At 32.2% G+C, this 270-nt stretch carries 1 protein-coding gene; it reads left to right on the top strand.

The window, feature by feature from the left end; all coding sequences use genetic code 11:
- Window positions 1-85 precede the first annotated feature (85 nt).
- A partial coding sequence (locus SB775_RS29785; RefSeq protein ID WP_410864847.1) for an enoyl-CoA hydratase-related protein occupies window positions 86-270 on the top strand: 185 nt, incomplete at its 3' end.

Raw genomic sequence — 270 nt, 5'->3', positions numbered from 1 at the left:
CACTTCATTCAAAGTAAATTAAATATCCAATTACCGAGTCATGTGTATAGAGCGCTTCAACATAAAACGATAAGTAGGTGAGAAGATGCTACAATTACAAAACATTTCAGTTGATTATGTAACACCTCACGTTGTAAAGATTTCATTAAATCGTGAAAGACAAGCAAACTCATTATCTTTAGCGTTATTAGAAGAGTTACAAAATATATTAACTCAAATAAGTGAAGAGTCCAATACTCGCGTAGTTATTCTAACTGGTGCTGGTGAAAA

It is taken from the genome of Peribacillus sp. SIMBA_075, from assembly GCF_046534585.1.
This window is presented reverse-complemented; position numbering and strand designations above follow the sequence as displayed.